We start from the raw sequence: 24,709 nt of genomic DNA on the forward strand, positions 1-24,709 counted from the left end.
CTGGTCCGTGGTCTAGCGGAATTGGCCGGGCCTGTGAACGCCTTCAACTGCCCGTGATGGCTCCACCCCCTTGTAACCGCCCGAAGCCGCCTTCCGAAAAGCCCCATGTCGGCCAAGCGCCGCCGATCAAGGGAAGAAGGACGCCATCATGTTCACCCGCCGTGTCACGCTCGCCTTTGCCGTCGCCCTCCCCCTGGCCGCGGCCGCCTTCGCCGGCGCGTCGGCCCTGGCCGCCACCGACCATGCCGCCTATACCCCCGCCGCCTTCGCTGACGCGCAGAAGGCGGGCAAGCCCATCCTGGTGGAAATCCACGCCAGCTGGTGCCCCGTGTGCGCGGCCCAGGCCCCCATCCTCGGCGAGCTGCTGTCGACGCCGAAATTCAAGGACATGGTGGTGTTCCGCGTGGATTTCGACAGCCAGAAGGATGCGGTGAAGGCGTTCGGCGCCCGCGCCCAGAGCACCCTCATCGTCTACAAGGGCAAGACCGAGGAAGGCCGTTCCGTGGGCGACACCGCGAAGCCGTCCATCGAGGCGCTGCTGGCCAAGGGCGTCTGAGGCGACCATGGCCCTCGGCAGCCTCGGCCTCGCGTTTCTCGCGGGCGTGCTTTCCATCCTGTCGCCCTGCGTCGTGCCGCTGCTGCCCCTGGTGCTCGGCGCGGCCGCGGCCGAGCACCGCCTCGCCCCGCTGGCGCTGGCGGTGGGGGTGACGCTCTCCTTCACCGTCATCGGCCTGTTCGTGGCCACCATCGGCTACGCCATCGGGCTGGAGGGCGACGCCTTCCGCATGGTGGGCGCGGTGCTGATGATCGGCATCGGCGCAGTGCTCGCCGTGCCACCGCTGCAGACCCGGCTCGCCACCGCGGGCGGGCCGGTGAGCGACCTCGCCAGCCGGCATTTTTCCGGCTTCGCGACGGAGGGCGTGGGCGGTCAGTTCGCCGTGGGGCTTCTGCTCGGCGCGGTGTGGAGCCCGTGCGTCGGCCCCACCCTCGGCGCGGCCTCGGTGCTCGCGGCGCAGGGGCGAAACCTCGGCGAGGTGGCGGCGGTGATGGCCCTGTTCGGCCTCGGCGCCGGCCTGCCGCTGGCGCTCGCCGGAACCCTCTCCCGCCCCACGCTGATGCGCTGGCGCTCGCGCATGATTTCCGGCGGCAAGGGCGCAAAGGCCCTCATGGGTCTGGTGCTGGTGGTGGTCGGCCTGCTGATCGCCACCGGCGCCGACAAGCGGATCGAAGCGGCCCTGGTCCAGGTCTCCCCGGCCTGGCTGACAACGCTGACGACGCGGTTCTGACCTCCCGCGAGGCGTCTCCGCTTCGATCCAGAGACGGGCCGAACCGGCGCCGTCTCCCTCCGGCCGCATGAGTCCTGCACGTCCCGCAGGCTGTGGCCGGCCCCCGGTGGCGCACGCCCATCCCACGTGCGCCGCCGGGCCCATTTACGGCTGGCCCCCGCCCGCCCTGCGCTCCAGTTTCTTCTCAAGCGGGTGCAACACCACCAGCAGAAACAAAGCGAGCCCGACGCCGAGCGCGATCAGCACCCATGACGCCAGCGCGCAGGCGATGCCGACGGCGGCGGTGACCCACACCAACGCCGCCGTGGTGAGCCCGCGGATGCGCCCGGCGCTGCGATCGCGCAGCACCACGCCCGCACCGAGAAAGCCGATGCCGGTGAGCACGCCCTGGATCACCCCCTGGATGACGCGGCTCGTCGCGTCCGGATCGCCCGCCACACCCTGCGCCCGGAGCCCGGCAAGGGCTGCCAACGCCGCCCCGAGGGCCACGAGGCCGAGGGTGCGCATGCCGGTCGGCTTGTCGCTGAGATCCCGGTTGAGCCCCAGCGCCAGGCCAGCCGCCGTCGCCGCCACCAGCCGCAGGGCGCTGTCGATGTCGCCGGGATCGATGAACAGGGGACCGATCTGCATGGCCGGGGCGCACCTCCTGCGCCCTGCAAGCGCCGGCGCGCGGGTCTTGTTCCGGCCGCCATGGGGTATGCCTCTTGCATGGGCGCGGGTGAAAAGGACCCGCGCGGCATGAAAACCTTCCTGGATTGGTCGGCTTACGACACCTACGGCATCGGCGACGCCTATTCCGGCATTCCAGCGACCGGCGGGAACTACGCCAAGGCCGTGGCCGTGTGCATGCACAGCCGCGATTGTCAGAATACCGGCAAGGGCGTGATGTGCCCGAGCTACCGCATCACCGGCGACCGCGCCCATTCCACCGAGGCCCGCGTCGCCGCCTTCAAGGCGGCCCTGAACGATGGCAGCGACGCCGCCGCCTTCGCCGATCCGCGGCTCGACGAAGCCATGGACCTGTGCGTGTCGTGCAAAGCCTGCAAGAAGGAATGCCCGAGCGCCGTGGACATGACGCTCATCAAGACCGAGTACCTGGCGCAACGGCACGAGATCAAGGGCGTGCCCCTGCGCACCCGTCTCTTCGGCGGCGTGCCGGAATGGACCGGCCGCCACCGCCGCCTGCTGCGCCTCGCCATTCTCGTGCGCAACCGCGTGCCGCTGATGGCCCGCCTCGCCGAGCGCTTCCTCGGCATTACCGCCCGCCGTCCCATTCCGGAGCCGGCGCCTATTGCCTATATCCCGCCGCCCGCCGCGCCGCATCTGGCGGAACGGGGCGACGTGATCCTGTTCGTGGATACCTTCTGCCACCATTTCGAGCCGGAGGTGGCGGAGGCCGCCCGCGAGGTGCTGACCTTCGCCGGCTACCGCGTGCGCATCGCCAAGCCCGACCCCTCCGACGCCGAGCCGGACCGGCCCCTGTGCTGCGGCCGCACCTATCTCACCACCGGCATGGTGGAGAAGGCGCGCAGCGAGGGACAGCGCGTGCTCGCCGCCTTCGAGAGCGAGATCGCCGCCGGAACGCCGATCATCGGCCTCGAGCCCTCCTGCTTGCTCTCGCTTCGGGACGAGCTCTACAGCCTCGGCCTCGGCCCGAAGATCGGGGCGCTCGGCAAGCAGCTCTATCTGTTCGAGGAATTCCTCGCCCGCGAGCACCAGAACCGGGGGCTGCGGCTGAAGCTCAAGGCGCTTCCCGGCGCGAAGGCGGTGCTGCACGGCCACTGCCACCAGAAGGCGTTCGGCGTGATGAAAGCGACGCGCAAGGTGCTCTCCTTCATCCCCGGCTTCTCCTACGACATCGTGGAGACGAGTTGCTGCGGCATGGCCGGCAGCTTCGGGCTGGAGGCGGAGCATTATGATGCCTCCATGCAGATGGCCGAGATCGCCCTTCTCCCGGCCATGCGCGCCGCGCCGGAGGACGCGCCCCTGATCGCCAACGGCTTCTCCTGCCGCCACCAGATCGAGCACGGATCGGGCCGCAAGGCCCGCCACATCGCGCTGCTGATCCGGGATGCGCTGGACCGGGATTGAGGCACAGGGATAGTGACCACGGGGAAAAGCTTTATCGGCGACGCTGCGCCAGCTATCTATGGGGAATAGTCGTCGGCCCGATGGGGACATCGTCGGCCTCAGTGTGAGCGCCCCCATGAACGCCATCACCTCGCTGAAGTCCTTCATCCTCGACCGGGTCGAGATGATCGGCGCCCCCTTCTATACCGACGCCCACCGCCTCTCGGTGCCCGAGGACGACCCCCACGATACCCTCGCCGCCGGCGCCGCGGACGACCATGACCCGGCCGACGGGCAGTCCTTCGCCATCGACTATGTGGACCACGCCGGCAATGTGAGCCACCGCCGCATTTCGGTGTGGGCGGTGCAGCGCAATGTGGAGGGCGTGCCCATCCTCATCGCCAAGTGCCACGAGCGGCAGGCGGCGCGCGCGTTCCGGGTGGACCGCATCACCGCGGTGACGGACCTCGACGGCGCGAAGCGTGAACCGCTGTCGCGCTTCTTCTACGAAACCTTCGGCTTCATCTGGCCGAAGGACGCGGAGGTCGTCGCCCCCGAAGAGCCCGAGGACCAGCGCTGGGATCGCATCCGCATGGTCATCCGCAAGGCCGGCATCACGCTCCTTGCCGCGCTGGCACGCGCGGATCGCGAGATCGGCGCGGCGGAAGTGGAGGAGATGGTGTTCTTCTGCGAGCGCGCCTGCGCCGTCGAGGAGATCGACCTGACCGGCGCCGAGCGCGAGCGCCTCGCCGCCTGGGTCGCCCGCCTGCGGCCGACGCCCGAGTCCGTGGAAAGCTCCCTCGACACCCTGTTCGAGAGCGGCACCGAAGCCATCGCCACCTTGCTCAAGGCCGGCATGCGCGTCATCAGCGCCGATGGCTCGCTGAAGGACGCTGAGGCCGAAATGCTCGACGCCTTCTGCTATGCCCTGACGGGACGGCACGTCAGATAAGGTTAACCGAAAGCCGAGGCGCGGCGGCACCATATGGCCGCGCCTGCGTTGTCCTCCCAAACCATCCGGAGGACATGATGCCGTCTGCCCGCCCGACCCGCTTCTTTCTCCCTGCGATAGCGGGGGTGTTCCTCGCCGGTACGCTGCTGAGCGGCGCCGCGCTGGCCCAGCAGGCCGCGCCGGCCGATCCCGTTCCGCCACGCCCCGCGCCCGCCGGAGCACCCGCCACACCGGCGACGCCGCCCGTGGTCTCGCCGAAGGTGGCGCCACCGCTCGCCGCCCCCAAGCCCGAGGACGCGCTGAAGGCGCGGGCGGAACAGACCGTCACCGAAGAAGCCCTGAAGGCTGCCGAGGCCGAGGCGCCGGAGGACGCCGAGCGCGCTGCCGCCTGCAAGGCCCATGCGATGGTGCGGCTGAAGGCCCACTCACCCTCGGTCGACGACATCTTCATCGACATGGACGGCCTCACCATCGCCAAGGCGGACGTGGCCGTGGGGCAGGAGAAGATCACCGCCGTGCTGATGGGCGAGGCCTATATCAAGCGCGATCGCTCGGACAAGGCCCACCGTTTCCTCTGCCTCGTGGGCGAGAAGGACAAGGTGGTGATGACCTTCTTCACCGAGCGGTAGGGGTCCTGGCGGTAGGGGTCCTGGCGGTAGGGACCCTGGCGGCAGGCGTCCCGAAGACAGGCATCACGTCTCGACGAGGCCCGTGGTGTTGCCGGAAGCCGCCGAATCCGACCGGCCATGGGGCTTGGCGAGATATTCGCTGGACCGCATCTCGTGCAGGCGCGAGATGGTGCGGGCGAATTCGAACGCCTCTGCCCCCTCGGTGCCGAGATAGAGCTGCTCGGGCTCGGCGGCGGCCGAGGCAATGAGCTTCACATTGGCGTCGTAGAGCGTGTCGATCAGCGAGATGAAGCGCTTCGCCTCGTTGCGCTGGTCCGGCCCGAGAATGGGGATGTGCTCCAGCACGATGGTGTGGAACAGGCGGGCGAGGCTGAGATAGTCGGGGTTCGGCCCCAGCGCCGCCTCGCACAGATTGGCGAAGGAGAAGCGCGCCGCGCCCTGCCCCATGGCGGGAATGGCGAGCTTGCGGCCCTTCAAAAGCATCTCCCCCGGTCGGCCGCCCGTGGGCCCGGCGAGCCGCCGCCAGGCCGCCGCCACCGCCGCGTCGGCGGCCGGGCCGAGCGGCGTGTGCCAGGTGCTCACACCCTCCAGCTTCTCCATGCGGTAATCGGTGCGGGAATCGAGGGACATGACGCGCATGCGCTGCTCGATCTCGCCGATGAAGGGCAGGAACAACGCGCGGTTGAGGCCGCCGGCGTAAAGATCCTGCGGCGCGACGTTGGAGGTGGCCACCACCACCACGCCGTCGGCGAACAGCTTCTCGAACAGCCGGCCAAGGATCATGGCGTCGGCGATGTCGGTGACGTGGAATTCGTCAAAGCACAGCACCTTGGCCTCGTCGGCGAGGGCCTGCGCCACCGGGGCGATGGGGTCGGCGCTCTTGCGCTCGCCCTGCTTCTGCGCCTGCCGCTCGCGGAAGATGCGCTCATGGACGTCGCCCATGAATTCGTGGAAATGGGCCCGGCGCTTGCCCTTGGCCGGCAGGGCATCGAAGAACAGGTCCATGAGCATGGTCTTGCCGCGGCCGACCTTGCCATAGACATACATGCCCTTGGGCTGCACCGGGGCGCGGCGCTGGAACAGCCAGCCGAGCGCGGAGGATTTCTGCGCCAGCGCCCGCTGCCGCAGTTCCAGCTCCAGCCGGGCGAACTCCTCGACTACTTCCGCCTGGGCCGGGTCTTCCGAGATATCGCCGGCGGCAAGCTTCGCCGCATACAGCTCCGTGACCCGCGCCGTCGTCTCGCCCGCCATGAACGTGTTCCCGTTCACGCGCCGTTCCCGGCGCCTTCACCGTTGCCGCGCCTGACGGCGCTTGTGCATTGCCGCATCCGCTTAGAGCAGATCGGACCAAAGTTGAAGCGCTAGCCGGCAAACCGGAACTCGCCGCACCCTGCCATTGCCCGATGGAGCGAAGCAGTAGAGGTTGGGGCACATCCCGCGCACCCGACCGCGCTAAGGCCAAATTCCGCGTTCATCCACCGTCCCGCCCGACAGGAAACAGCCGAGCCCGCACGATGGAGTCCCCCTCCCCGCCGCCCGCAAGCCCCGTCCACACGCGCGAGCCGTTCGCCCGCAGCGTGAAGCGCTGGCTCGCGGACCACGATCCCGGCGGCATCGACACCACGCGCGCGCTGGCGCTGGGCATCTCCTTCGTCATCGTCATCGTCACCGGCTATGCCACCTCGGTGGCCTTCCGCTTGGGCATGGACACCACCTTCCCGATGATGGCGGGCTGCGCCGCGCTGGTGATGATCTCGTTCAATCCCGGCGCCAGCGTCGCCGCCGAGGGGCGCACCATGCTGCGCCTGTTCACCGTTTCCGTTGCCTTCCTCACGCTGCTCACGGCCATCGGCCCCGGCAACGGCGCGGCCAACGACATGCTGCAGAAGCTGCTGCTGATCCCGCTGTCGTTCATCGCGCTGGCCTTGCGGCGCGGCGGCATGGACGGCCAGCGCCTCGGCCTCGCGCTCATCGTGGTGGCGACGGTGGGCACCATTATCCGCCCGACACGGATGGAGGCGGCCATGCTTCTCCTCGCCTTCTGCCAGGGGGCGCTGGTGGCGGCTGCGGTGCGGCTCTCGCCGTGGCGGCCGTCCGCCGTGAACGCCTTCGTGGACACCACCCTGGACATGCAGGGGGCGGTCGCCAGCTATCTGCGCGAGCTGTCGGCGGCGGTGCGTGAAAACCATCCCTTCCCGCCGGATGCGTCCGAGGTGCTGGAGCATCTGCGTGGGCGCGTCTGGAACGCCCTCGCCAATGCCATCGCGGAAGACCCCGCCGCGCAGCCCGATTTCGAGCAGTTGCGCGTGCGCTTCTACCGGCTGCGCGTGGCGGTGCAGCTTCTCGCCGGCTGCGTGCCCAAGAACACGCCCGACACCGTGGAATGGCGCCACCCTTTCGCGGCGGCAGCCGACCACATCGCCCGCCGGCTGGAGGCGGTGGATGTCTCCGACGTGCATGCGGAAGAGCGGTTCGAGCGGGCCGTGGCGCAATTGCGCCTCGTGGCCTTCTCGCCGGAGCTGCCCGGCGAGGCGCGCTTCGCGCTGCTGCGGGCGCTGACCGCCTTCGATCGCCTCTCCATGGTGGTCACCGGCATCGCGGCGGCCGAGATGGCGCCTTTCCCGCCGCCCCACCCGGATGCGACGCCGGACGACCTGCCTCCGCCGCCCAAGGCGATCCCGCTCTTCGTCAAGGGTCCGGACGGCCGCCAGATCCTTTCCGCGCCCTACCGGGTCGCCTGCCAGGGGGCGATGGCGACGGCCATCACCACCGCCTTCGACCTCCTCGTCCATCTCGATCATGCCTATTGGGCGACGATGACTGTCATGTTCGTCATCGGCAACAGCGTCGGCGAGACCTACATGCGGGTCCGCTACCGCACGGTCGGCACGCTCATCGGTGTGGCGCTCGGCTTCGGCCTGTTCCTCGCGCTGGAAGGGCAGATCTGGGTCATGGCCGGCTTCTGCATGCTGGCGCAGATGGTCGCCGTGGTGACCCAGAAGGACCGCTACGACATCGCCTCCGCCGCCGTCGGCCTCTCGGTGGTGCTGGGGCTCCACATCATCTCCGGGCTCGGGCCGGAGGGCATGATCGCCCGCGTCTACGAGACCGCCATCGGCGCGGCGGTGGCGCTGGCCGTGTCGTTCATCGTGCTGCCGGTCTATCTCACCGATCAGGTGCGGCCCGAGGTTCGGGCGCTGCTCCGACGCTGCCGGACGGCCTTCGCCTCCTGGTGGCCGCATCCGGGCGAGACCACCAGCGTCGCGGCCTTGGTGCAGGATGTGCGTGGCCTTGGCCTGCGCCTGCCCAATCTCGGCGCCGAGCAGGTGTTCGGCCATTCGGCGGGCGACGTGGCCAACATCGTCTCCACGCTGGACGTGCTCATCACCTATCTCGCCCTGATGGAGGACGTGGCCCACCGCCTCGCCGCCGCGAACCCCTCGGAGCAACTGGTGACCGTGGTGGAAGCGGCCCGGTCGCGCACGCTGACAGCCTTCGAGGTAGTGCTGGGGGAGGCCGGCGCCGGCAGCGCCGATGCCGCCAATCCCGCCGTGGCGGCGGCCGTCTCAACCGTGCTGGGCCTCGCCGACGATGCGAAGCTCAGGGAAACGCTGCCGCTGGTGGCGGACTATCTCGCCTACTCGGAGGCGCTGCTGCGCCCCTTGCGCGAACTCAATGCCGGCCTGCGCGACAAGCCCTGGCGCAAGGAAGACATGATCGCCGCCGGCGCGGCTCCCGCGACGCCGGCGCCTTAGATCCAGGCTTGATCACAGTCCATGTGGCTTTAGTGTCCAATCGAGGTGATGGCCGAATCGGGGTGCCACGACCATCACCCATGCAGGGGGAAGACGATGACGCGGGCTGGCGTTTGCAATTTGGTCGCCGTGATGGCGCTTGCGACTGCGGGGATAAATCTGGCGAACGCCCAGACGCCCGTCGATCTGGGCACAATCTGGAACGAGCAGGAAGCGGGATGGCAGGGCGTGTGGACGCGCGTCGGGCGGTCCAACACATTTCAGGCCGTCTGGACCAAAGACAATCGCGTTGTCCGCGCCACTCTTCAGATGACCGTGAGTGGAAATGTCGTTTCGATCACGCGGGATGACACGGCCGGGCCAGGCGTTGGCAAGGCCGGCTGCGCATATACCGGAACCGTAAAGGGCAACACGATCGCGGGCGATTACAATTGCGCCTGGTCGAAAGCTGCTGGAAAGTGGAAGGCGACCATTTCGCGTTGACCATCCAGACGCTAGCCGTGCCTGGCGCCCGGCTGCGGCTTTCTGTAACGGCGGCCCCAACGTTCACATCAGCGGAATCCCCGTCGACAGTCGCAACGGAGCGCTCCCAGGCGAGCCGGCGCGTTCTCCACGCTGGGTTCGAGGGCGACTCACTGAGCGGGTTGAGTTTAATCCGCTCGGGTCGCGCTCTATAGCGCGACCGGCTTGAAGTGCTTGGAGAGCTTCAGCCCCTGCCCCTGATAATGGGAGCGCATGTCGGCGCCGTAGAGGGTGTGCGGGCGCGCGGCCATGCGCTCGTAGACGAGGCGGCCCACCGTCTGGCCGTGCTCGAGGATGAACGGCACCTCGCGGGAGCGCACCTCCAGCACTGCGCGGGCACCGCGCCCGCCGGCCGCCGGATTGCCGAAGCCGGGGTCGAAGAAGCCGGCATAATGCACCCGGAACTCGCCCACCAGCGGATCGAACGGCACCATCTCCGCCGCATAGTCCGGCGGCACATGCACCGCCTCGCGGGAGGCGAGGATGTAGAAGGCGTCGGGATCGAGCACGAGGTTGGCCGGCCGGTCCGGCCGCACATGGATGGGCTCCCAGAAGTCCGCCACGTCCAGCACGCCGGCCTGATCCACGTCGATGACGCCCGTATGCTTCTTGGCGCGGAAGCCCATGAGCCCGCCCAGCGCATCGCCGGCAAGGTCCACGCCCAGCGCGATGCCGCCCGCCGCCACGTCCGGGCTCGCCGCATCCACGAGGCATTCGGCGGACTGGAGGTTCAGCAGTTCCAGATCGGACAGGCGCGAGACGCCACGCCGGAACCGCACCTGCGACAGGCGGGAGCCGGTGCGCACCAGGATGGGAAAGGTGCGCGGGGAGATTTCCAGATAAAGCGGGCCGTTATAGCCGGCCGGGATGGTGTCGAACGCGCGGGCGCCGTCGGTGATGACGCGCACGAACACGTCGAGCCGCCCGGTGGAGCTTTTCGGATTGGCCGCGGCGGCAAGGTCCGCCGGCAGCTTCAGCCGCTCGAACAGTTCCACCAGATAGACGCAGCCGGTTTCCAGCACAGCGCCCTTGGTAAGATCGAAATCATGCAAAGCGAGGTCGCCGAGCCGTTCCTTCACCGAGACGCCGGCGCCCGGCAGGAAGCTCGCGCGCACCCGCCATGCGGTGCGGCCGAGGCGCAGGTCCAGGCTCGCCGGCTGGATCTGGTCGTCGTCCAGCGCCTTGCGGCAGGCGATGGCGCCGGACGCCTTCAGCGCCCCGATCGCCTCTGCGGGCAGGATGCCGGGCTTCAGATGCTCCGTGGCACGCACCGTCATATCCGCTTTCCCGTCCTTTTTGTTCGATTTACCGGACGAAGCCCTTGACGCCAAGGGGGCCCCGCTCTTTAGTGCGGCCGTGGAGAATTTGAGCCGGCCGGCTTGCAGCCACGTTAAACAACCATGCTAAAAGGCCGGGGAGACGACAAGGGAAGCCTCATCGGCGTGTCCGATGGCGTGCGCCCGGTCCGGTCCCCTCGGCCTCCCTCGGAGACCGTCATGTCCGTGGCGCCCAAGCCCACCCCCCGGTTCGTCCCCCGCGATCCCCTTACACTCCACCCGGAAACACGGCTAGTCCATGGCGGGACGACGCGCTCCCCCTTCGGCGAAACCTCCGAGGCGCTCTTTCTGACGCAGGGCTTCGTCTATGACGACGCCGAAAGCTGCGAGGCGCGGTTCAAGGGCGAAGATCCCGGCTTCGTCTATTCGCGCTATTCCAACCCCACCACTGCCATGTTCGAGGAGCGCATGGCGCTGCTCGAAGGGGCGGAAGCGGCCCGCGCCACGGCGTCGGGCATGGCGGCGGTGAATGCCGCGCTGCTCTGCCAGCTTTCCGCCGGCGACCATGTGCTCGCCGCCCGCGCCCTGTTCGGTTCCTGCCGCTGGATCCTGGAGGACTTCCTCCCGCGCTTCGGCGTCGAGACCACGCTCATCGACGGCGGCGACCTCGACGCCTGGAAGGCGGGGGTGAAGCCCAACACCAAGATTCTGTTCCTGGAAAGCCCCACCAACCCGACGCTAGACCTCATCGACATCGCGGCGGTGGCGGAGATCGCCCACGCGGCCGGCGCGACGCTGGTGGTGGACAATGTGTTCGCCACTCCGCTCCTCCAGCATCCGTTCGAGCTGGGGGCGGACGTGGTGGTCTATTCCACCACCAAACATGTGGACGGACAGGGCCGCTGCCTGGGCGGGGTGATCCTCTCCTCCAAGCAGTTCGTCACCGACCACCTGCAGACCTACCTGCGCCAGACCGGCCCCTCCATCTCCCCCTTCAACGCCTGGATCATGCTGAAGGGGCTGGAGACGCTGGCCCTGCGCGTGGAGCGCATGCAGGCGAGCGCGGGCAAGGTGGCCGATGCCCTCGCCAGCCTGCCGGGCGTGGAAAAGGTGATCTATCCCGGCCGTGCCGATCATCCACAGGCCGAGCTGGCCAAGCGGCAGATGAAGGGCGGCGGCACCCTCGTCACCTTCGTGGTGAAGGACGGCAAGGAAGGTGCCTTCCGCTTCGCCAACGCCCTGCGGCTCATCCGCATCTCCAACAATCTCGGCGATGCGAAGAGCCTCATCACACACCCGGCCACCACCACGCACCAGCGATTCACGCCGGAGACGCGGGCGGAAATGGGCATTTCCGACGGCCTGCTGCGCCTCTCGGTGGGCCTCGAGCATGCCGACGACCTCATCGCCGACCTTGCCGGTGCCGCCGAAGCCTTGTGATTGCTGACGTCGCGGCGCGCACCTTGCCGCGCCGCACCATGTCCTGTTGCGCGCGGGCGGCAACGCAGGTTCACTATGCGCCCGCGGGAGCATTTTCTCCCGCGGTGTGGGGAGGTCGAGCGGGTATGTACCGCGCCATCACTCGGAATATTCAGGTGACCGCGACGCCGCGTTATGTGGCCGAGCGGTCTGAGCCCGACCAGGGCCGTCATTTTTGGGCCTATACGATCGAGGTGGCCAATTTGGGCCAGGAGACGGTGCAGCTCAAGGCGCGCCACTGGATCATCACCGATGCCAACGGCCGCACCGAGGAGGTGCATGGTGCCGGCGTCGTCGGCGAGGAGCCGACCCTGCCGCCCGGCGGCCGGTTCGAATACACGAGCGGGGTGCCGCTCAACACGGCCACCGGCATCATCCGTGGACGCTACGAGATGGTCACCGACACGGGGGAGGCTTTCTCCATCGAGATCCCGGCCTTCTCGCTGGACGTGCCGGACGTGCGCCGCGTCCTCAACTGACCGCATCCATCCGCCCGGCGAAGGCCGGGCGGGACGATTTCAGCTTTAGCCTTTCAGCTTTAACTTTTTTTGGCCCCTGTCCTTTATTGAAGTTGCTGCGAACCGGGCGAGAGGGGAGATCATGCACGCGGGCATTCCCACCGTGGAGGCCGAGGCCGTATCGGTCCTCAGCCTGCGCCCGGTCGCGGCCACGCTCGGCATCCTGCTCGCCATCCTCGGCGCCGCCATGCTGGCGCCGGCCGTGGTCGATTTCGCCGCCCGCGCCAACAGCCGGGAGACCTTCGCGGGCGCCGCCTTCGTCGGCTCGGCCGCCGTCACCATCTTCGTCGGCGTCCTTCTGTGGATGACCGGCCGCGGCCAGCTCACCCGCAAGCTCGACCTGCGCCAGGCCTTCCTGCTCACCACGTCGGTCTGGGTGGTGCTTTCCGTGTTCGCCGCCCTGCCGCTGATGTGGGGGCCGTCCCGCCTCTCCTTCACGCGGGCCATGTTCGAGAGCATGTCCGGCCTCACCACCACCGGCGCCAGCGTCATGTCGGGGCTCGATGTCATGTCGCCGGGCATCCTCCTGTGGCGGGCGCTGCTGCACTGGTTCGGCGGCATCGGCATCATCGCCATCGCCATCGCCGTCATGCCGGTGCTCTCCATCGGCGGCATGCAGCTGTTCCGCACGGAATCCTCGGACAAGTCCGACAAGTTCCTGCCGCGCGCTGGCAGCATCGCCAAGCGCCTGCTGCAGGCCTATGTGCTGCTCACCGTCATCTGCGCGGGGTGCTTCCTGGCGGCGGGCCTCAAGCCGTTCGATGCGGTGACGCTCGCCATGTCCACCCTGTCGAGCGGCGGCTTCGCCAATTCGGATTCCTCGCTCTCGATATTCGCGAATCCGGCGGTGGACTATGTGGCCATCGTCTTCATGCTCGCCGCCGCCCTGCCCTTCCCGCTCTATGTGCGGGCACTGTCGGGGGATGCGAGCCGCCTGTTCACCAATCCCGAGGTGCGGGTCTTCCTCGCCATCGTCGCGACCTTCACGCTGCTGTCTTTCGCCCAGCAGAGCCTGCAGGGCATCGCCAGCGGTGAAACGGCGCTCAGGAACGCCCTGTTTACGGTCAGCTCGCTCATCTCCACCACCGGATTCATGTCGGTGGACTACACGAACTGGGGACCGCTCTCGGATTCCCTCTTCTTCGTGCTGATGTTCCTCGGCGGCTGCACCGGCTCCACCTCGGGCGGGCTGAAGGCGCTGCGTCTCGCCATCACCGGCAAGGCCATCCGCCAGCACCTCAAGCGCATCTCGTTCCGGACCGGCATCTTCCCCATCCGCTATGGCGGGGCGCCGGTCGCGGACGATGTGGTGGGCTCGGTGCTGTCCTTCGTCTTCCTGTTCCTGCTCACCTTCTTCCTGGTGGGCGTGGCGCTGAACGTGATGGGCCTGGACCTGCGCACCGCCTTCTCAGCGGCCATAGCCTGCCTCGCCAACGTGGGGCCCGGCCTCGGGCCGGTGGTGGGGCCGGCCTCCAATTTCGGCGGCCTGCCCGATCCCGCGCTGTGGCTGCTCACCGGCACCATGATGCTGGGGCGGCTGGAAATCCTCACCGTGCTGGTGCTGTTCATGCCACGCTTCTGGGTCCGCTGACGGGCGCGATCCCCCCTCAGAAATGCGCCATGTAGCCGCCGTCCACCGCCAGGATCTGGCCGGTGATGTAGGACGCCGCCGGCGAGGCGAGGAACACCGCCGCGCCCGCCACCTCCTCCGGATGGCCCCAGCGCCCGAGAGAGGTGCGGCGGGAGAGCCATTCGCGCAGCGTCTGGTCGCGCGACTGCGCCTCGTTGGCCGCGGTGAGCATGTAGCCGGGGGCGATGGCGTTCACCGTGATGCCGTGCGGGCCGAGATCGGCGGCGAGCGCGCGGGTCAGCGCCTCCAGCCCGCCCTTCGCCGTGGTGTAGGCCGCATCCCCGGCGCGGGAGAGCGGACCGGCGATGGAGGTGATGTTGATGATGCGCCCGCCCGCCTTGCGCGCCACCATGCCCCGCGCCACCTGCCGGGTGAGATGGGCCGGGGCGAGGAGGTCCACCTCCACCAGACGGCGGAAATCCGCATCTTCCATGTCGAGGAAGGCGCGGCGATCGCGGGCGCCGGCATTGTTGACGAGGATGTGGATGGGCGGCGCCTTGGCCATGGCCGCATCCGCCGCCTCCGCGTCGAACACATCGAGCAGGAAGGGCTCGGCCTTGCCGCCCTTGCGGATGATGGCGGTGACGGCCGCGCCGAGCCGGTCCGCATGGCGCCCGTTCACCAGCACATGGGCGCCGGCCTGGGCCAGCGCCAGCGCCATCTCGAAGCCGAGGCCAGAGGCAGAGCCGGTGACGAGGGCGGTCTGTCCATCAAGGGCGAAAGGGTGGGTCACGGCGGGGCTCCGGGGTTTGTCCCCCCTGCCTACCGCTCCCGGCGGATTCAGGCCAGCAGATAGCCGGTGAGCGCGCCGCAGATCGCGAGGGCGAACAGGCCGCCGTCATGCAGCGCCAGCGCGAGGCGGCTCGGCTGGCCGGACTGGTAGATCCACGCCGTCGCGCCCACCGTGGCCACCGACCAGCCGGCGCCGACGCAGATCAGCGCCGCCGTGATGCTCTCCGGCGTCGCGAGCCGCTGCAGCGGCACGCCGATGGCGACCAGCACGACGCCCGTCAGCGCGATGGCCAGCGGCGGCAGGCGATCCCCCGCAAGCGCCAGTGGCACGGCCGGCGCATACATGGCCGCCACGTGCAAGGCGATGAAGCCGAACACCGCCGCCCCGCCGATGCCGCAGCCGACCAGCGCCAGCGGCGCGCCGGACATGACGGCATTCATGCCGTACCAAGCGGTGCCCGCCACCAGCGTCGGCCAGACGATGGCCGAGAGGGGCGCCGTCACCTTGGGCCGAAAGGTGGAATTGGGGTCATCCGCCAGCATCACCGCGACGCCCAGCGAGCAGGTATGCGCCAGCGCTGCCAATCCGGCGGCGCCGACGAGGAAGAAGGGCGCGGCGAGGCTTTCGGCGAAGCTCGCGAGCGTCGGCCCGGCCACGGCGGCAAGGAGGCCGCCGGCCAGCACGCCGGCCGTTGCGGCGGCGGGGCGGCCGCTCGCGGCGGCGGCCTCGTGCCGGTAGAAGAAGGAGAAGCCCTGCGCCATGCCGAGCCACAGGGCGCCGAGGCAGGCCCAGGCGAACTGCCGCTGGATCAGCGCCGCCACCAGCAGCGCCCCGCCGGCAATGCCCACCGAGGCGCCGAGCGCAAAACCGGTGCGCCGGCCGAACGCATCGCGCAGGAAGGAGGCGGGGAAGGAGGCGAGCGCCGCGCCGAGCAGCAGAGCGGCGAAAGGCCAGGTGACGAGCTCCGGCCGCGGCGCCAGTTGCGCGCCGGCCAGCGGGAGCGCCGCAGACGCCACCGTCTGCGCCAGCACGGCGAAGGCGAAGCCCACCGCGAGGCCAAAAGTGGAGACGGCGCGGGGGCCGTTGTCATTGGCCGGGGCGTCGAGCTGCGGGTCGCAGACGCAGACCAGCATCCCCGCGCGGGGCTCGGGCGCTGGCGCGGCGCGCCTCACGGCCGGCGCCTTTCCGGTGCGGCGTGGGAAGGGGGTCTTGCGCTCTCCGGCAGGTCGTCGTCGGACAACACCCGGACGGCCGCGCCGTCGAGGTCGTCATATTGCCCGCTCTTGAGGCTCCACAGGAAGGCGAACAGGCCGCCGAGGCCGAGCAGCAGCGCGAGGGGCACGAGATAGACGAGGACGTTCACGCCGCCACCTCCGTGAGCGCGCCGGTTTCGCCCGTCGCGCTGTCGTCCCCCACCGCCTCTTCCTTGCGCCCGGGACGCGCCGCGCGCAAGGCGTTCACGGTCACAAGGATGGAAGAGCCGGACATGGCGAGCGCCGCCACCAGCGGCGTCACGAAGCCGGCGATGGCCAGCGGCACGGCGATGATGTTGTAGCCCACCGCAATGGCAAGGTTCTGCCGCATCAGCCGTGCTGCTGTACGGGCACCGTCCACCGCGGCCAGCACTGGCCACAGGCGGCGGCCGAGGAACACCGCATCCGCATGGGCCTGCGTGACGGCAGCGCCGCTCGCCGGCGAAAGGGAGACGGTGGCAGCCGCCAAGGCCGGCGCGTCGTTGAGGCCGTCGCCGACCATCAGCACACGGCGGCCCTGGGCCTTGAGGGCGTCCAGCGCGGCGATCTTGTCAGCGGGCTTGAGGCCAGCCTCCGCCGCGACGATGCCGAGGGCTTCCGCCACCGGCGCCACCGCCGCCGGCCGATCACCGGAGAGGATGCGCACGTCAAGGCCGCGCGCCTTCAGCTCGGCCACCACTTCGCGCGCATCCGGCCGCAGCGCCTGGGCGACGCCCATGACGAGAACCCTCTCACCGTGGCGGAAGGCGATGAGGGAGGCATCGGCGGGCAGATCGGCGGGGGCCGTGGCCTCGCAGAAAGACAGGCTGCCCAGGCGGGCGCGACGGCCGTCGATGATCGCCTCGATGCCCTGACCGCTCACCTCGGTGACGTGCTCCAGCGCCGGCCCCTTCGCTCGCGCGACGATGACGCCGGCCAGCGGATGGCGGCTCGACAGGGCCAGCCGGCCGGCCAGCGCCACCAGTTCAGGATCGGCCCCGCGCGGCAGAGCCAGCGCCGGCTCGGGCAGGGTCAGGGTGCCGGTCTTGTCGAAGACCACCGTATCCACAGCGGCGAGGCGCTCCAGCATGTCGCCGGCATTGATGAGGAGGCCGGCGCGGAACAGCCGGCCGGTCGCCGTCACCTGCACCGCCGGCACGGCGAGCGCCAGCGCGCAGGGGCAGGTGATGATGAGGACCGCCACCGCGATCATCACCGCATCGTGTAGCCCGGCGCCCGCCAGCAGCCAGCCGATGGCCGAGACGAGGGCGGTGAGGTGCACCATGGGCGCGTAGAGCCGGGCCACCCGGTCGGCGAGGCGCACATAGGCGCCCTTTTCCGCCAGCGCGCCGTCGAGCAGGCGCTGCACGTCGTCCACCAGGGTGTTCTCGCCGCCGGCGGTGACGGTAAGGTGCAGCGCGCCCTCCCCGTTCAGGCTGCCGGCATAGACGTGGTCCCCGGCCTTCAGCGCGCGCGGCAGCGTCTCGCCGGTGACGAGGCTTTCATCCACCGCCGAGAGGCCGGAGGCGACCACGCCGTCCGCCGCCACCCGCTCGCCGGGATGGACGAGGATGGTGTCGCCCGGCTGGAGCGCCTGCACGGGCACCAGCACGGGCACCCCGTCGGCTCCCAGGCGATGGGCCATCTCGCCCCGGAGCGCCGCGATGTTGCCGGCCGTGGCGCGGGTGCGCCTGCGCGCCTCATGGTCGAGGTAGCGGCCGGCGAGGAGGAAGAACAGCAGCATGATGGCGCTGTCGAAATAAGCGTGCGGCTGGCTCATGGCCGTTTCAAGCACGCTCATGCCCAGCGCCAGCGTGACGCCGATGGTGATCGGCACGTCCATGTTCAGCCGGCCGGAGCGGATGGCCCGCACCGCGCTCTGGAAGAAGGGCTGGCCGGCATAGGCTGCGGCCGGCAGCGCGATGAGCGCGGAGATCCAGTGGAAGAAGTCGCGCGTCTCGGGGATGATGTCGGTGACGTTGCCCGACCACACCGAGACCGACAGCAGCATGATGTTCATGGCCGCGAAGCCGGCGACGCCGAGGCAGCGCAGCAGCCAGCGGGCATGCCGCGCCTCGCTCTCCTCCGCCCGACCGGCGAAGGGATGGGCGCGATAGCCGAGCGCTTCCAGCTGCCCCACCACGCGATCCGGCGAGGTGCCTTCCGACCAGGCGACGGTGAGGCGGTGGGTCGAGTAGTTGAGGCGGGCGCGCACCACGCCGGGCAGCGCCTTCACCCCGTTCTCGATCTCGCCGATGCAGGCGGCGCAGTCGATGCCGTCGATGGCGAGACTCATCTGCGCCAGGCCGTCCTCGGACGTGCCGACGAAGATGGAATAGTCGATCGCCTCAGACATCTTCAGGTCCCCGGGGGCTGCAGGGAGGGTGCGGGCTGAGCCCGCGGCACGGTTCAGCACCATGCCATGAAATAAAATGAGTACGACAGGCCGGCGGCGCGACGAACCGCCCAGCCTCTCGTACTCAAGGCACGGGCGGCACTGGACGGTAGCCGCCCGGCAGTCTCGATGCCGCCTCGGGAGGCCCGGAGGATGCCGGATGCCCGTTCAAGCGGCTTACGGAAGCTGCACCCGATTCTTGGACCGGAAGACCCGTTCGCCGCCTTGCGCAAAATCAATCACCAGATCCCACTGGCCGGCGCCGGCCTGGGTGCGGGCGCGGTAGCGGCCCTCGCCCAGCGGCTCGAGGTCCAGCACCACGTCGCGGCGCGCGTCGGTGGGGTGGGCGAGCTCGCCATCGGCGACGAGGTTGGTGATGGGCTTTCCGGTGCCATCGCGCACCACGATGTTCACCTCGCGGGCACCGCCGCCGGGTGAAGCGAGGGCCACGTCCACCTTCCAGTGCATGGCCGCCTGCCGCTCCGCCGCCTGATGCTCGGCGGTGAAGGCAAGGCCGGCCTTGTAGGAGCTTTCGGTCTCCACCCCCGCGAAGGTGGTCACGGCGAAGCGCGCCATGATGACGTTGACGCCGATGACCACGCCGAAGAAGGCGAGGAGGATGGCGAGCACCGCGCGGCCGGTCAGTTCGCGCGGTGCTTTCGGGGTGCTGGCGGCCGGGGCAGAGGCTCTAGCCATGGCGTGTTTCCCTTCCCTGCGGCCCGATCAGGGGCCGATGAAATGGTCGGTGACGGAGGCGGCGAGGCCGGAAGCCTTGTCGCGGATGCGGAAGGTCACGGGCAGGGACGCCGAGGGCGGGAGCTTGTCGCTGGTGGTGACGAGCACGCGCACCTCCCGCGTCTGGTCCGGGCCGATGGTGAGGCCGTCCGCATTGTCGCCGATCACCTCGATGCTGGCATCGGGAACGCCCTCGACGGAGAGGATGAACGTCCGCTCCTCCAGCTTCTTGTTGATGAGGCGGATGGTGTAGGCATTGCGGATGGCGCCGCTGGACAGCCGCACGAACAGCGGATTGCGGTCGTGGATGGCGGCGACGCCTTCCGTCGAGCGCCCGATCAGCGCGGTGAGCATGAGGCCCGAGACGAGGGCGATCAGCACCCCGTAGAGGATGGTGCGCGGGCGCAGGATGCGCTGGACGAAAGGCTTGCCGGCGGCGCGCGCCTCAAGGTTCGCCTCGCTCTCGTAGGTGATGAGGTTCCCCGGACGGCCGATCTTGTGCATCACCGTGTTGCAGGCATCGATGCACAGGCCGCACTGGATGCAGGGCAGTTGGAGCCCCTGGCGGATGTCGACGCCCGTGGGACACACCGCGACGCACTGGCCGCAATCCACGCAGTCGCCCGCGGGCAGCCCCTTCTCGCGCAGCACGGCCGCCTTCTTCACCGAGCCGCGGGGCTCGCCGCGATCGTAGAGATAGGTGACGTTGAGCGCATATTCGTCGGTCAGCGCCGCCTGGATGCGCGGCCACGGGCACATGTAGGTGCAGACCTGCTCGCGCATGTGGCCGGCGAGGGCATACGTGGTGAAGGTCAGCACCGCGATGGACATGTAGGCCACGGCGGGCGCCTGGAAGGTGGCCAGCTCCACCACCAGGGTCGGCGCATCGGCGAAGTAGAGCACCCAGGCGCCGCCGGTCCACCAGGCGATCAGCAGCCAGATGGAATGCTTCAGCGTCTTGTGCGCGAACTTGTCGATGGACCAGGGCTGGGCGTCGGCGATCATCCGCTCGCGGCGGTCGCCCTCGATCAGGCGCTCCACCGCCATGAACAGGTCGGTCCACACCGTCTGCGGGCAGAGGTAGCCGCACCACACACGGCCGGCCACGGCATTCATCAGGAACAGGACGAGCGACGCCAGGATGAGCAGGCCGGCGACGTAGTAGAATTCCTGCGGCCAGATCTCGAGGAAGAAGAAATAGAAGCGGCGGGCCGGGAAATCGATGAGCACGGCCTGGTTCGGCGCGTCCGGACCACGGTCCCAGCGCACGAACGGCAGCAGATAGTAGATGCCGAGGGTGATCCCGAGCAGGACCCACTTGATGGTGCGGAAGCGGCCGTGGACGCTCTGGGGATAGATCTGGCGCCGGGCCTCGTAGAGCGGGATGTCGTCGTCGCCGCTCACGACCACGGGGGCCTTCTTGTCCTCGGACTTGGTGGACAGGGCAGTCATCATCTTCACCGCGGTTCGCCGGTCAAGACGGACCGGCCATACGTCGGGGCCTTGCCCCTCGGGCGCAAATGCGGAGACCCCCGTCTCCGCTCTGCTGCACTACATTCATATCTTAGAATGTAGCCGTGATCCCCAAAACAAAAGGTCGCGCCGACGTTTGGTCGCGCGACCTTTTGGCATCTCCACCCAGATGGCTGTTCCGGACGCTGCGCGTGTCCGCCCGGAAGGCTGGCCGGTGGGCGCGTCCGGGGCGGAACGCCCCGGACCTCAGGCTCAGCGTCCGCCGCCCAGCGAATGGACGTAGACGGTGAGAGCCTTGATCGTGGTCGGGTCGAGGCGCGCGTGCCAGGCCGGCATCACGTTGCCACGTCCATTGATGACACCATACTCGATGGTGGCCTTGTCGGAGCCGTACAGCCAGATGCCGTCGGTGAGGTTCGGAGCACCCATTTCCTGGTTGCCCTTGCCGTCTTCGCCATGGCAGGCGGCGCAATTGGAGGCGAACACCTCCTTGCCCTTGTCGAAGTCCGCACCCGGCTTGGCGATGCCGGAGAGGGTGCGCACATAGTCCGCCACCGCCGAAATTTCCGGCTTCTGCAGGATGCCGTCCTTGCCGAAGGCCGGCATGTTGCCCTGGCGGGTATCCGGATCGTTGGCGCGGATGCCGTGCTCGATGGTCGTCTGGATCTGCTCCAGCGAACCGCCCCACAGCCAATCGTCGTCATTGAGGTTGGGGAAGCCGGTGGCACCGCCGCCGCCCGCGCCGTGGCAGGGCGCGCAATTGTCGGCGAAGGCCACGCGGCCCTGGGCTCGGGCGAGGGAGAGCAGCGCCGGCGTCTGCTCGATCTGCTCAAGCGAGGCGTTGGCGAGCTTGGCCGCGCTTTCGGACCGGACGGCCTTAAGGTCGGCGATCTGCACCGCCACCGCCGAGCGCGAATGCCAGCCGAGAATGCCCGGCGTCGCGGACGAGACCAGCGGCCAGGCCGGATACAGAATCCAGTAGCCGATGGCCCAGACGATGCAGGCGTACCACACCCACAGCCACCAGCGCGGCAGCGGGTTGTTCAGTTCGGAGATGCCATCCCATTCATGGCCGGTGGTCGAGACGCCGGTTGCCTGGTCGACCTTGCCGTGGGTGTCGTTGGTCGTGCTCACGGGATCAATCCTCTTTGAGCGGAATGTTGGCGGCGTCCTCGAATTCCTTCTTCCTCTTCTTAGAGGGCCAGAAGGCGTAAGCGACCACCAGCAGGAAGGCGACGACGAAGAGGACCAGGCCCCCCGTCTGGGCGAAGGCCGCGAGGCCGAGATAGGTGTCGTGCATCGATCACCTCACATTCGCCTGGTTGTCGTAGAGCTTGAAGTCGACGAGCGTGCCCAGCATCTGAAGATAGGCGATCAGCGCGTCGGCCTCGGTGAGTTCGCCCGGATTGCCGTCGTAGTCGCGGCCCTGCGCCTTGGGATAGCGCTTCTGCAGGCCATCGGCGTCGGCGGCGTCGGTGGTCGACTGGGTCTTCAGGTCGTCCTGAGCCTTGGCGATCATCTCGTCGGTGTAGGGCACGCCGAGAATCTGCTGGACCCGCATCTCTTCGCCGATGTGCTTGGCGTTGAGCTTGGTCTTCGCCAGCCACGGGTAGCTCGGCATGATGGAGGCCGGCACCACGGAGCGCGGGTTGTTCAGGTGCTCCACCTGCCACAGGTCCGAATACTTGCCGCCGACGCGGGCGAGATCAGGACCAGTACGCTTGGAGCCCCACTGGAACGGACGGTCGTACATGCTCTCGGCCGCCAGCGAATAGTGGCCGTAGCGCTCCACCTCGTCACGCAGCGGGCGGATCATCTGCGAGTGGCAGTTGTAGCAGCCCTCGCGGATGTAGATGTTGCGTCCCGCCAGCTCGAGCGGCGAGTAGGGACGCATGCCCTCCACCTTCTCGATGGTGCTCTTCAGGTAGAAGAGCGGGGCAATCTCGACGAGACCGCCGATGGCGATCATCACCAGGATGCCGAGCATCAGCCAGTAGGAGTGCTTCTCGAAGATCTGGTGCTTGGACCAGATGGAGGTGCCTTGGGTCGCCATGCTCGCCTCCTCACTCGGCCGCCTGCAGGGCGAGCTCGCGCTCGGCTGCGGTCTGGGGGGTGGTGATGGTCTTCCAGACGTTCCACGCCATGACGAGGGCGCCGGCCAGGAAGAGGATGCCGCCCAGGGCACGGATCACGTAGAGCGGGTGCATCGCCTCGACCGTCTCGATGAACGAGTATTCGAGGAAGCCGAGCTGCGTGTAGGCGCGCCACATGAGGCCCTGCAGGATGCCCGCCACCCACATGGAGGAGATGTAGAGCACGATGCCGAGGGTCGAGACCCAGAAGTGCCAGTTGATGGCCTTGACCGAATACATTTCGCGCTTGTTCCAGAGCCAGGGCACCAGGCAGTAGATGGCGCCGAAGGAGATGTAGGCGACCCAGCCGAGCGCGCCGGAATGCACGTGGCCGATGGTCCATTCGGTGTAGTGGCTGAGCGAGTTCACCGCCTTCACCGACATCATCGGGCCTTCGAAGGTGGACATGCCGTAGAAGGCGACCGCCACCACCATCATGCGGATGACGGGATCGGTGCGCAGCTTGTCCCAGGCGCCCGAGAGCGTCATGAGGCCGTTGATCATGCCGCCCCAGGAGGGCATCCACAGGATCACCGAGAAGGTCATGCCCAGCGTCTGCGCCCAGTCCGGCAGTGCCGTGTAGTGCAGGTGATGCGGGCCGGCCCAGATGTAGATGAAGATCAGCGCCCAGAAGTGCACGATGGAGAGCCGGTAGGAATAGACCGGACGCTCGGCGCGCTTCGGGATGAAGTAGTACATCAGGGCGAGGAAGCCGGCGGTCAGGAAGAAGCCCACCGCGTTGTGGCCGTACCACCACTGGAACATGGCGTCCTGCACGCCGGACCACAGGATGTAGGACTTCGGCGAGAAGACCGACACCGGGATGGTGGCGTTGTTGCCGAGGTGCAGAACCGCGATGGTGATGATGAAGGCGAGATAGAACCAGTTCGCCACATAGATGTGCGGCTCGTTACGCTTCAGCAGCGTCACCAGGAACACCAGCAGGTAGGTGACCCAGACCACGGTGAGCCACAGGTCCGAATACCACTCGGGCTCGGCGTATTCCTTGCCCTGGGTGATGCCCAGAAGGTAGCCCGTACCGGCGATGACGATGAAGAAGTTGTAGCCGAGGATCACGAACCACGGGGCGAGATCGCCGGCGAGGCGGGCGCGCGAGGTCCGCTGCACCACGTAGAAGGAGGTGGCGAGCAGCACGTTGCCACCGAAGGCGAAGATCACCGCCGAGGTGTGCAGCGGCCGAAGCCGGCCGAACGAGATCCAGGGCAGGTCCAGGTTCACCACCGGGAAGGCCAGCTGCAATGCAGCGATGACACCCACCAGGAAGCCGGCGATGCCCCACACCACGGCGGCGATGGTCGCAAACTTCACGACGCCCATGTTGTAGTTGGGCTTGCCGTCGATGAACTGCGGCACGTCGCCGGCCGGGCGGTTCATGTAGCGGTTGCCGATGGCGAACACCGCCGCGATGCTCGCCGCCGCGAACAGGTACGCGTGAAAAGCGTATTCCGGCGTGTAGGCCTTCGCCGCCACGACGATCGAGAAAAGGGCGAAGAGGGAGAACACCCCGATGAGAGCGCCCTCACCCCACCTCAACGACTTCGCCGGGGGCTGGATTGGAGCTTGCAATGTTGTCATCTGTGGACCCTTCACGCCGGAGCGCAGAACTACACCCGGGGGACTAGGACGCAGATCAACGCCCTAGGACCGTTTTTCACCTTGACGCATGTCAAAGGCTATGCCCGGCGAAATACGGATGTGCGCTGTGGCGGGCCGTCGCAAGTTGCCAAGCCAAATGCCGCAGCGCAGCGGACATCAGGTCGCATAGCCTTCAAGCAAACGCTGGACGCGCGAGCCTGGAACGCCTCCAGGCTCCACCACATCGACCACTATTTTCCACAGGACGAATTCGGGCAAGCGACAATGCTTCGCG

23 protein-coding genes and 1 riboswitch are annotated in these 24,709 nt (G+C 68.5%); of the genes, 10 read left to right on the forward strand and 13 right to left on the reverse strand.

What is annotated here, in order from left to right; genetic code table 11:
• The first annotated feature begins 148 nt into the window (after positions 1-148).
• A complete protein-coding gene (locus ACT54R_RS19950) occupies positions 149-556 on the forward strand; it encodes a thioredoxin family protein (protein ID WP_476329077.1) in 408 nt (135 codons plus the stop codon).
• A 7-nt stretch (positions 557-563) separates the two neighbouring features.
• Positions 564-1,286, forward strand: a complete 723-nt coding sequence (locus ACT54R_RS19955; protein WP_476329079.1) for a cytochrome c biogenesis CcdA family protein — start codon at positions 564-566, stop codon at positions 1,284-1,286.
• Between the two features lie 144 nt (positions 1,287-1,430).
• On the opposite strand, the gene ACT54R_RS19960 is transcribed toward ACT54R_RS19955, so the two are convergent.
• On the reverse strand, positions 1,431-1,916 hold the full coding sequence (locus tag ACT54R_RS19960) for an MgtC/SapB family protein (protein ID WP_476329081.1): 486 nt from the start codon (positions 1,914-1,916) through the stop codon (positions 1,431-1,433).
• 108 nt (positions 1,917-2,024) lie between these two features.
• Here ACT54R_RS19960 and ACT54R_RS19965 point away from each other — a divergent pair, with 108 nt between their 5' ends.
• From ACT54R_RS19965 to ACT54R_RS19975, 3 genes are all read left to right on the forward strand, one after another.
• Complete coding sequence (locus tag ACT54R_RS19965; RefSeq protein WP_476329083.1) at positions 2,025-3,377, forward strand: (Fe-S)-binding protein; 1,353 nt, start codon at positions 2,025-2,027, stop codon at positions 3,375-3,377.
• Between the two features lie 115 nt (positions 3,378-3,492).
• Positions 3,493-4,308, forward strand: a complete 816-nt coding sequence (locus tag ACT54R_RS19970; protein ID WP_476329085.1) for a WYL domain-containing protein — start codon at positions 3,493-3,495, stop codon at positions 4,306-4,308.
• A gap of 77 nt (positions 4,309-4,385) precedes the next feature.
• Positions 4,386-4,937 carry a hypothetical protein gene (locus ACT54R_RS19975; protein WP_476329086.1) on the forward strand — a complete coding sequence of 184 codons (552 nt, stop codon included), beginning with the start codon at positions 4,386-4,388 and terminating at the stop codon, positions 4,935-4,937.
• Positions 4,938-5,000: 63 nt separating this feature from the next.
• Here the strand turns inward: ACT54R_RS19975 and zapE are convergent, their stop codons facing one another.
• The gene (zapE, locus tag ACT54R_RS19980) at positions 5,001-6,188 is read right to left on the reverse strand and encodes a cell division protein ZapE (protein WP_168462536.1); all 1,188 of its coding nucleotides are present in this window, start codon (positions 6,186-6,188) and stop codon (positions 5,001-5,003) included.
• Positions 6,189-6,451: 263 nt separating this feature from the next.
• Between zapE and ACT54R_RS19985 the strand changes: the two genes are divergently transcribed.
• On the forward strand, positions 6,452-8,692 hold the full coding sequence (locus ACT54R_RS19985; protein ID WP_476329088.1) for an FUSC family protein: 2,241 nt from the start codon (positions 6,452-6,454) through the stop codon (positions 8,690-8,692).
• 96 nt (positions 8,693-8,788) lie between these two features.
• Positions 8,789-9,175, forward strand: a complete 387-nt coding sequence (locus ACT54R_RS19990; RefSeq protein ID WP_476329090.1) for a hypothetical protein — start codon at positions 8,789-8,791, stop codon at positions 9,173-9,175.
• A gap of 188 nt (positions 9,176-9,363) precedes the next feature.
• Here the strand turns inward: ACT54R_RS19990 and ACT54R_RS19995 are convergent, their stop codons facing one another.
• Complete coding sequence (locus tag ACT54R_RS19995) at positions 9,364-10,491, reverse strand: 2'-deoxycytidine 5'-triphosphate deaminase (RefSeq protein WP_476329092.1); 1,128 nt, start codon at positions 10,489-10,491, stop codon at positions 9,364-9,366.
• A gap of 69 nt (positions 10,492-10,560) precedes the next feature.
• Positions 10,561-10,641, forward strand: a riboswitch (SAM riboswitch).
• Between the two features lie 69 nt (positions 10,642-10,710).
• Between ACT54R_RS19995 and ACT54R_RS20000 the strand changes: the two genes are divergently transcribed.
• The 3 genes from ACT54R_RS20000 (at position 10,711) to ACT54R_RS20010 (ending at position 14,079) form a co-directional block, all read left to right on the forward strand.
• Positions 10,711-11,931 carry an O-succinylhomoserine sulfhydrylase gene (locus ACT54R_RS20000; protein WP_476329094.1) on the forward strand — a complete coding sequence of 407 codons (1,221 nt, stop codon included), beginning with the start codon at positions 10,711-10,713 and terminating at the stop codon, positions 11,929-11,931.
• A gap of 125 nt (positions 11,932-12,056) precedes the next feature.
• Entirely contained in the window at positions 12,057-12,449 is a 393-nt protein-coding gene (apaG, locus tag ACT54R_RS20005) for a Co2+/Mg2+ efflux protein ApaG (RefSeq protein ID WP_024277461.1), read from the forward strand.
• Positions 12,450-12,570: 121 nt separating this feature from the next.
• Positions 12,571-14,079 carry a TrkH family potassium uptake protein gene (locus ACT54R_RS20010; RefSeq protein WP_476329096.1) on the forward strand — a complete coding sequence of 503 codons (1,509 nt, stop codon included), beginning with the start codon at positions 12,571-12,573 and terminating at the stop codon, positions 14,077-14,079.
• A gap of 16 nt (positions 14,080-14,095) precedes the next feature.
• On the opposite strand, the gene ACT54R_RS20015 is transcribed toward ACT54R_RS20010, so the two are convergent.
• From ACT54R_RS20015 to ccoN, 10 genes are all read right to left on the reverse strand, one after another.
• Positions 14,096-14,851, reverse strand: coding sequence for an SDR family oxidoreductase (locus ACT54R_RS20015; protein WP_476329098.1), 756 nt, complete (start codon positions 14,849-14,851; stop codon positions 14,096-14,098).
• A 47-nt stretch (positions 14,852-14,898) separates the two neighbouring features.
• Positions 14,899-16,023 (reverse strand): hypothetical protein, encoded by a 1,125-nt coding sequence (locus tag ACT54R_RS20020; RefSeq protein WP_476329100.1) that lies wholly within the window; start codon positions 16,021-16,023, stop codon positions 14,899-14,901.
• Positions 16,020-16,214, reverse strand: coding sequence for a cbb3-type cytochrome oxidase assembly protein CcoS (gene ccoS, locus ACT54R_RS20025; protein ID WP_168462427.1), 195 nt, complete (start codon positions 16,212-16,214; stop codon positions 16,020-16,022). The genes ACT54R_RS20020 and ccoS overlap by 4 nt, the downstream gene beginning before the upstream one ends.
• Positions 16,211-18,439 carry a heavy metal translocating P-type ATPase gene (locus ACT54R_RS20030; RefSeq protein ID WP_476329102.1) on the reverse strand — a complete coding sequence of 743 codons (2,229 nt, stop codon included), beginning with the start codon at positions 18,437-18,439 and terminating at the stop codon, positions 16,211-16,213. Before ACT54R_RS20030 ends, ccoS begins: the two co-directional genes overlap by 4 nt.
• Positions 18,440-18,655: 216 nt before the next feature.
• Complete coding sequence (locus ACT54R_RS20035) at positions 18,656-19,174, reverse strand: FixH family protein (RefSeq protein ID WP_476329104.1); 519 nt, start codon at positions 19,172-19,174, stop codon at positions 18,656-18,658.
• A gap of 27 nt (positions 19,175-19,201) precedes the next feature.
• Positions 19,202-20,665 (reverse strand): cytochrome c oxidase accessory protein CcoG, encoded by a 1,464-nt coding sequence (ccoG, locus tag ACT54R_RS20040; RefSeq protein WP_168462535.1) that lies wholly within the window; start codon positions 20,663-20,665, stop codon positions 19,202-19,204.
• Positions 20,666-20,938: 273 nt separating this feature from the next.
• The gene (gene ccoP, locus ACT54R_RS20045) at positions 20,939-21,820 is read right to left on the reverse strand and encodes a cytochrome-c oxidase, cbb3-type subunit III (RefSeq protein WP_476329106.1); all 882 of its coding nucleotides are present in this window, start codon (positions 21,818-21,820) and stop codon (positions 20,939-20,941) included.
• Positions 21,821-21,824: 4 nt separating this feature from the next.
• Entirely contained in the window at positions 21,825-21,986 is a 162-nt protein-coding gene (locus ACT54R_RS20050) for a cbb3-type cytochrome c oxidase subunit 3 (RefSeq protein ID WP_476329108.1), read from the reverse strand.
• A gap of 3 nt (positions 21,987-21,989) precedes the next feature.
• A complete protein-coding gene (gene ccoO / locus ACT54R_RS20055) occupies positions 21,990-22,739 on the reverse strand; it encodes a cytochrome-c oxidase, cbb3-type subunit II (RefSeq protein WP_168462422.1) in 750 nt (249 codons plus the stop codon).
• A 10-nt stretch (positions 22,740-22,749) separates the two neighbouring features.
• Positions 22,750-24,414 (reverse strand): cytochrome-c oxidase, cbb3-type subunit I, encoded by a 1,665-nt coding sequence (gene ccoN / locus ACT54R_RS20060; RefSeq protein WP_476329110.1) that lies wholly within the window; start codon positions 24,412-24,414, stop codon positions 22,750-22,752.
• Between the last annotated feature and the right edge of the window lie 295 nt (positions 24,415-24,709).

The sequence above is a fragment of the Xanthobacter sp. DMC47 genome (genome assembly GCF_056313845.1).

Coding starts and splice junctions, on each gene's coding strand:
- ACT54R_RS19950 (WP_476329077.1), top strand. CDS start 149: ATGTTCACCCGCCGTGTCACGCTCGCCTTTGCCGTCGCCCTCCCCCTG.
- ACT54R_RS19955 (WP_476329079.1), top strand. CDS start 564: ATGGCCCTCGGCAGCCTCGGCCTCGCGTTTCTCGCGGGCGTGCTTTCC.
- ACT54R_RS19960 (WP_476329081.1), bottom strand. CDS start 1,916: ATGCAGATCGGTCCCCTGTTCATCGATCCCGGCGACATCGACAGCGCC.
- ACT54R_RS19965 (WP_476329083.1), top strand. CDS start 2,025: ATGAAAACCTTCCTGGATTGGTCGGCTTACGACACCTACGGCATCGGC.
- ACT54R_RS19970 (WP_476329085.1), top strand. CDS start 3,493: ATGAACGCCATCACCTCGCTGAAGTCCTTCATCCTCGACCGGGTCGAG.
- ACT54R_RS19975 (WP_476329086.1), top strand. CDS start 4,386: ATGCCGTCTGCCCGCCCGACCCGCTTCTTTCTCCCTGCGATAGCGGGG.
- zapE (WP_168462536.1), bottom strand. CDS start 6,188: ATGGCGGGCGAGACGACGGCGCGGGTCACGGAGCTGTATGCGGCGAAG.
- ACT54R_RS19985 (WP_476329088.1), top strand. CDS start 6,452: ATGGAGTCCCCCTCCCCGCCGCCCGCAAGCCCCGTCCACACGCGCGAG.
- ACT54R_RS19990 (WP_476329090.1), top strand. CDS start 8,789: ATGACGCGGGCTGGCGTTTGCAATTTGGTCGCCGTGATGGCGCTTGCG.
- ACT54R_RS19995 (WP_476329092.1), bottom strand. CDS start 10,491: ATGACGGTGCGTGCCACGGAGCATCTGAAGCCCGGCATCCTGCCCGCA.
- ACT54R_RS20000 (WP_476329094.1), top strand. CDS start 10,711: ATGTCCGTGGCGCCCAAGCCCACCCCCCGGTTCGTCCCCCGCGATCCC.
- apaG (WP_024277461.1), top strand. CDS start 12,057: ATGTACCGCGCCATCACTCGGAATATTCAGGTGACCGCGACGCCGCGT.
- ACT54R_RS20010 (WP_476329096.1), top strand. CDS start 12,571: ATGCACGCGGGCATTCCCACCGTGGAGGCCGAGGCCGTATCGGTCCTC.
- ACT54R_RS20030 (WP_476329102.1), bottom strand. CDS start 18,439: ATGTCTGAGGCGATCGACTATTCCATCTTCGTCGGCACGTCCGAGGAC.
- ACT54R_RS20035 (WP_476329104.1), bottom strand. CDS start 19,174: ATGGCTAGAGCCTCTGCCCCGGCCGCCAGCACCCCGAAAGCACCGCGC.
- ccoG (WP_168462535.1), bottom strand. CDS start 20,665: ATGACTGCCCTGTCCACCAAGTCCGAGGACAAGAAGGCCCCCGTGGTC.
- ACT54R_RS20050 (WP_476329108.1), bottom strand. CDS start 21,986: ATGCACGACACCTATCTCGGCCTCGCGGCCTTCGCCCAGACGGGGGGC.
- ccoO (WP_168462422.1), bottom strand. CDS start 22,739: ATGGCGACCCAAGGCACCTCCATCTGGTCCAAGCACCAGATCTTCGAG.
- ccoN (WP_476329110.1), bottom strand. CDS start 24,414: ATGACAACATTGCAAGCTCCAATCCAGCCCCCGGCGAAGTCGTTGAGG.